Raw genomic sequence first — 6,209 nt, 5'->3', positions numbered from 1 at the left:
ACGGGGGCGTTGCGCCGGGTCGCCGAGCACGTGCTCAGCGACCCGGAGGCAGCGGCCCGGGCGACCATCGTCGAACTGGCCGAGCGAAGCGGCACCTCGCCGGCGACCATCACCCGGTTCTGCCGGGCGATGGGCTTCGACGGGTACGCCGACCTGCGGCTGGGCATCGCCGCCGAGACCGGGCGGGCCCGCTCGGCGGGCTGGACCGTCGACATCGGGCGGGAGATCCAACCGGGTGACCCGCTGTCCCGGGTGCTCAACCAGATCATGGCTGCCGACACCCGGGCCATGCACGACACCGCCGCACTGCTCGACCTCGCCGAGGTGGAACGGGCCGCCGTCGCCATCGCCGGGGCCAGCCGGGTGAACATCTTCGGTGCCAGCGGCAGCGCGCTGGTCGGCGAGGAGATGCAGTTCAGCCTGCACCGCATCGGGGTGGCCGCCTGGGCCTGGAACGACGTGCACGAGGGGCTGGCCAGCGCGGCCCTGCTCCGGGCCGGCGACGTCGCGCTGGGTATCTCGCACACCGGCCAGACCCGGGAGACCATCGAGATGCTCGCCGAGGCCGGCAGCCGAGGCGCGACCACCGTCGCGCTCACCGGGTTCCCGCGCTCGCCGCTGGCCGAGCTGGCCGACATCGTGCTGCTCACCGCCAGCCAGGCCACCACCTTCCGCCCGGACGCGCTGTCCGCCCGGCATCCCCAGCTCGTCGTGCTCGACCTGCTCTACATCGCCGTCGCGCAGCGCACCCACGACCGCGCCCACGCGGCCTTCCGGCGTACCGCCCAGGCCGTCGACGGGCACAAGGCCGCGAAGGGGGCCACGTCATGATCAGTGCCCGGGGGTACGCCGAGGCGGTCCGTCCGGTCCTCGACCGGCTGGTCGACGACAGTGCCGACGCGCTCACCGCCGCCGCCGACCTGATCGCCGGCAGTCTCCGCTCCGGCGGCGTGCTGCAGGCCTTCGGCGCCGGCCACTCCGAGGCGTTCGCCGCGGAGCTGGTCGCCCGGGCCGGTGGCCTCGTACCCACCAACCGGATCTCCCTGCACGACCTGGTGCTGCACGGCGACGCCCCGCGCGACATGCTCGCCGACCCGAAGCTGGAGCGCGACCCGGCCGTCGCCCACCAGCTCTACGCACTCGCGACGCCCCAACCGCAGGACGTGTTCGTGGTGGCGTCACAGTCCGGCATCAACGGCTCGGTGGTCGAGCTGGCGGCGCTGGTCACCGGTCGCGGTCACCCGCTGATCGCGGTCACCTCGGTCGAGCACACCGCGCGGGTCGCCCCACGGCACCCGTCCGGCAAGCGGCTCGTCGACCTCGCCGACGTCGTGCTGGACAACGGCGCGCCGTACGGCGACGCACTGCTGCCGCTCGAGGGCGGCGGCGCGGTCTGTGCGGTCTCCTCGGTCACCGCGGCGCTCCTGGCGCAGCTGCTGACCGCCGAGGTCGTACGACGGTTCCACCAGGCCGGAGAGGTACCCCCTATCTACCTCTCCGCCAACGTCCCCGGTGGGGACGAGCACAACCACGCCCTCGAGTCGCGGTACGCCGGGCGCCTCCGGCGTACCGCCTGACCCGAATCCCAAGGAGAGTCGCAGATGTCTGTTACCCCCGAACTCGACCGTCGCACCCTGCTGCGCCGCGCGGCGGCGGCGGGCCTGCTCGTCACGCCGGCCGTCGGCCTGCTCAGCGCCTGCGCCGGCAGCGAGCCGACCAAGTCCGACGACTCCGGTGCCGCGAAGAGCAAGGACAACCCGTTCGGCCTGAAGGACGACAGCGCCGTCAAGGTGGTCATCTTCAACGGTGGTCTCGGTGACGCCTGGGCCAAGGAAGACCAGGTCATCTTCAAGGCCAAGCACCCGAACGTCACGGTCAACATGAGCTCCACCCAGAAGATCAAGACCGAAGAGCAGCCGAAGATGGCGACCCAGCCGAGTGACCTGGTCATGAACTCGGGCGCCGACATGATGGACATCAGCACGCTGATCAACGAGGGTGCGATCGAGCCGCTGGACGACCTGCTCACCGCTCCCGCCTGGGACAGCGAGGGCACCGTCGGGGACTCGCTCCTGCCGGGCACCGCCGCGGACGGCACCTACCAGGGCAAGCTCTACGTGGTCAACGTGGCCTACACGGTGTGGGGCAACTGGTACAACGGCGCCCTGTTCGCCAAGGAGGGCTGGACGCCGCCGAAGACGTTCGAGGAGTTCTTCGCGCTCGCGCCGAAGATCAAGGCGAAGGGCATGGCGCCGTACGTCCACGACGCCGTGCACGGCTACTACCCGCGGTGGGCGATCATGGCCACCGTCTGGAAGTCCGCCGGCAAGCAGGTCGTCGTCGACATCGACAACCTGAAGGAGAACGCCTGGAAGGCCGACGGCGTCCTGCCGGCCATCGAGGTCTGGGAGAAGATGGTCAAGGACAAGCTGCTGCTCCCGGGCAAGCTCGACCACACCCAGTCGCAGCAGGCGTGGCTGGACGGCAAGGCCGCGTTCATCCAGGTCGGCACCTGGCTGAAGAACGAGATGGCGAAGACCATCCCGCCGGGCTTCGAGATGAAGCTGTCGGACTACTGGGGCCTGGGCGCCAGCGACAAGGCGCCGAAGGACGTCTACGCCGGTGCCGGTGAAGGCTTCGTGGTGCCGAGCAAGGCGCCGAACAAGGCGGCGGCCAAGGAGTTCCTGCGGGCCGTGGTGTCCAAGGCCGGCTCGGCGAAGTTCGCCGAGCTGACCAAGTCGCTGGCCTCCACCAAGGGCTCCGGGGACAACGTGCAGGACTCGGCGATCGCCACCGCCAACGAGGTCATGAAGAACGCCGGGTCGGACCTCATCTCGATCAAGCTGTGGAACTTCTACGCCGACCTGGACAAGGAGAGCCAGAACCTCTCCGCCGAGCTGATGGCCGGCCGGCTCACCGCGCAGCAGTTCGTCGACAAGATGCAGGCGGCCGCCGACAAGGTCGCCAAGGACTCGTCGATCAAGAAGCAGACCCGTACCGCCTGACCGAGCGAAAAGAGTGAGTCCATGCGGCACGGTGTCGCGCGCTTCGTCACGGGCTTCCTGGCCCTGCCCGTTGCGCTGTACCTCTTCTACGTGGTCTGGCCCTTCGCCCAGGCGGCCGGGTACTCGCTGACCGACTGGGGAGGCTACTCCGACCGGCAGCAGTTCGTCGGGCTGGACAACTACGTCCGGCTGTTCTCCGACGAGCTGATCAGGAAGGCGTTCTGGCACAACGTGTTCTTCCTGGTCACCGTGCCGCTGTTCACGATCGCGCTGGCCCTGTTCCTCGCGTTCCTGCTCAACGTGGGCGGACGCGAGGACAGGGCCGGCATCCGGGGCGTCTTCGGCTCCGGCCTGTACAAGGTGATCTTCTTCTTCCCCCAGGTGCTGTCCCTGGTGGTCATCGCGGTCATGTGGCAGCAGATCTACCGGGCCGACAGCCAGGGTCTGATCAACGGCCTGCTCATCAAGATCGGGCTGGTCGACGCCGACAACCCGATCGCCTTCACCAACGACCCCGAGCCGTTCCTCGGCGTACCGGCGGTGCTGTGGTGGTTGCTGATCATCGCGGTGTGGAGCGGCGCCGGGTTCTACATGGTGCTCTTCTCCGCCGCCATGCAGTCGATCCCGAAGGACATCTACGAGGCGGCGCTGCTCGACGGCGCGGGCCGCTTCCACACGTTCTTCCGGATCACCCTGCCGCTGCTGCGGGACACCGTCTCGGTGGCCTGGGTGTACCTGGGCTTCATCGCCCTGGACATGTTCGCCCTGGTGTACGTGATGACGCCCAGCCAGGGCGGCCCCAACCACGCCAGCGAGATCTTCGCCTCGGTGATCAACTTCAACGCGTTCCAGAAGGGCCAGTTCGGCTACGCCTGCGCGATCGCCGTGGCACTGGCCATCTTCACGATCCTGCTGGCCGCCCTCCAGCTCCGGATCACCCGCCGTGAGCGGATCGAGTACTGAGGAGGCCTGGACGATGAGCACGGTGACACACAGCTCCGACCGGACCCGACCCGCCGCTCCGCCGCCGGCCGGCGCCGTGCCGGGCCGGGGGACCGATTCCGCCGCCAACGGCTTCGGCGCCCGGATCTTCAACGGCTTCTCGCACCTGTTCCTCGTGGTGTGGGCGGTCATGGTCATCTACCCGCTGGCCTGGGTGGTGATGTCCGCCCTCAAGACCGACTCCGAGGTGATCCGCGAGCCGCTGTCGTTGTTCCCCGAGTCACTTCAGTGGGACAACTTCGCCCGCGCCTGGACGGCGGGGATCGACAGCTTCTTCCTCAACACGCTGCTGGTGCTGGTCGGCAGCGTCTTCCTCACCATGCTGCTGGGCTCCATGGCCGCGTACGTCCTGGCCCGCTACGAGTTCCCGGGCAACCGGCTCATCTACTGGATGTTCCTGTCCGGGCTGACGCTGCCGATCTACCTCGCCGCGGTGCCGCTGTTCAAGGGCGTCTACAACACCGGCGTGGTGCTGCCGTTCCTCGGCCCGAACAAGCACGTGATGCTGATCCTCGTGTACGTGGCCTGGTCGCTGTCGTTCACGGTCTTCTTCATGCACTCGTTCTTCCGGACGCTGCCGAACGCGATCGCCGAGGCGGGCATGGTCGACGGCGCGTCGCACACCCGGCTGTTCTTCAGCGTGATGCTGCCGATGGCGAAGCCGGGGCTGATCAGCATCGGCATCTTCAACGTGCTCGGGCAGTGGAACCAGTGGTACCTGCCGACCCTGCTCATGCAGTCGGTCGCGGGGGAGCCGAAGAACCAGGTCATCGCCCAGGGCCTGATCGAGCTGTCGGTCAACCAGGGCTACAAGTCCGACTGGTCCGGCCTGTTCGCCGGGGTGACCATGGCGATGCTGCCGGTGCTCGTCGTGTACGTCGTCTTCCAGCGCCAGGTGCAGTCCGGTCTCACCGCCGGCGTCAGCAAGTAACGGGCGGCGCGTCGCGCCGGTGCAGGACAGGAGTGGCCGTTCCACCGGGACGGCCACTCCTGTCGTCACATCCGCCCCTCGCCGCCTGTCATCAGGATGGACGAGGTGGACGGGAGACCGGAGGCAGGCGATGAGCGGAGACGGGCGGCGGCTCGACGGTGGTCGGCCGGGACGGCTGATGACCGTCCTCTACTGGTTTGTGGCGCTCGAGTTCCTCGTGGGGGCCGTCACGAAGTACCTGCCGGGCGAGACGCCCTTCGGGCCGCCGTACGCGATGAAGTTCGTCGAGTGGGGGTACCCCGCGTGGATGCGCTTCGTGGTGGGCGCACTGGAGTTCCTCGGCGCGGTGCTCCTGGTGGTGCCCAGCCGGCGGGCGAGGTTCCTCGGCGCCACCGTGCTGGTGTTCGTGCTGACCGGCGCGACCACCACCCACATCGTCAACCACGACACGTGGTCCGAGAGCGTCTCCGCGCCGGTCCACCTGGTCATCATGGGGATCCTCGCCCTGGTCAACTGGCCCGCGCGCTGGCAGGACGTCCTGCCCGACCGCGTCCGACCGGCCCGACCGTCCGACGTCTGAAACCGCACGCGACGATGAAGGAGCGCACATGAAGATCGGCAGCATCTCGGGCCTCACCTACCGGGTGAGCGACCTCGACAAGACGGCCGCGTTCTACGAGGCGTTGGGGTTCCGCCCCGGCAAACGGGACGACCAGCAGGCCACCTGCTACGTCAACTGGTTCTGGCTGACCTTCACCACCGCCGACGACGACGCCGGGGCCGCGATCGCTCCGGGGTCCGGACCGACGCTGTACCTCAAGGTCGACGACATCGACGAGGCCCACGCGGCGGTGCTGGCCGCCGGGTTCACCCCGTCGACCGAGCCGCACAAGGTCCGCGCCGGGCGCCGGGAGTTCCTCCTGCTGGATCCGGACGGGCACCGGTTGGCGTTCTTCACCAAATGACCCCCGCCCGCCGGCGGTGGAGTGTCGGACCGGCGAGGCAGAATCACGTTCGTGCTGGTGGCGGTGGTGGCGGACGAGGTCGGCGGGGGAGTGCTGCAATCCCTCGACCCGACCGGCCGTCCCACCGGCCCCGCCGAGGCCGTCACCGACCTCGCCGCCGCCGTGGCCGCGCGGGAGCGCGACGGGCACCCGCGTTGGGTGTGGGCCTCGGGCGCCACGGTCTACCCCGCCCTGCTGCGGGCCGGGGCCCGGGTCGAGCGGTGCCACGACGTCGAGCTGACCGAGGCGCTGCTGCTCGGGCACGCC

At 69.3% G+C, this 6,209-nt stretch carries 7 protein-coding genes and 1 pseudogene; all 8 read left to right on the top strand.

The features are described 5' to 3' along the window. On the top strand, positions 1-831 hold an 831-nt coding region (locus tag AB0I76_RS20150; RefSeq protein ID WP_357037491.1), incomplete at its 5' end, for a MurR/RpiR family transcriptional regulator. Then, positions 828-1,577 carry an SIS domain-containing protein gene (locus tag AB0I76_RS20145; RefSeq protein ID WP_357037488.1) on the top strand — a complete coding sequence of 250 codons (750 nt, stop codon included), beginning with the start codon at positions 828-830 and terminating at the stop codon, positions 1,575-1,577. The genes AB0I76_RS20150 and AB0I76_RS20145, both read left to right, overlap by 4 nt. Before the next feature lie 24 nt (positions 1,578-1,601). Beyond that, complete coding sequence (gene ngcE, locus AB0I76_RS20140; protein ID WP_357037485.1) at positions 1,602-3,005, top strand: N-acetylglucosamine/diacetylchitobiose ABC transporter substrate-binding protein; 1,404 nt, start codon at positions 1,602-1,604, stop codon at positions 3,003-3,005. 21 nt (positions 3,006-3,026) lie between these two features. Further along, positions 3,027-3,968, top strand: a complete 942-nt coding sequence (locus AB0I76_RS20135) for a sugar ABC transporter permease (protein ID WP_357037482.1) — start codon at positions 3,027-3,029, stop codon at positions 3,966-3,968. 169 nt (positions 3,969-4,137) lie between these two features. Continuing rightward, on the top strand, positions 4,138-4,938 hold the full coding sequence (locus tag AB0I76_RS20130; protein WP_357037494.1) for a carbohydrate ABC transporter permease: 801 nt from the start codon (positions 4,138-4,140) through the stop codon (positions 4,936-4,938). Between the two features lie 130 nt (positions 4,939-5,068). Further along, positions 5,069-5,518 (top strand): DoxX family protein, encoded by a 450-nt coding sequence (locus AB0I76_RS20125; protein WP_357037479.1) that lies wholly within the window; start codon positions 5,069-5,071, stop codon positions 5,516-5,518. 28 nt (positions 5,519-5,546) lie between these two features. After that, positions 5,547-5,903 carry a VOC family protein gene (locus AB0I76_RS20120; RefSeq protein ID WP_357037476.1) on the top strand — a complete coding sequence of 119 codons (357 nt, stop codon included), beginning with the start codon at positions 5,547-5,549 and terminating at the stop codon, positions 5,901-5,903. A 21-nt stretch (positions 5,904-5,924) separates the two neighbouring features. Next, positions 5,925-6,209 (top strand): annotated as a pseudogene (locus AB0I76_RS20115) (bifunctional 3'-5' exonuclease/DNA polymerase); the annotation flags it as partial.

The sequence above is a fragment of the Micromonospora sp. NPDC049799 genome (assembly GCF_040656655.1).
Classification (GTDB): Bacteria; Actinomycetota; Actinomycetes; order Mycobacteriales; family Micromonosporaceae; genus Micromonospora.
This window is presented reverse-complemented; position numbering and strand designations above follow the sequence as displayed.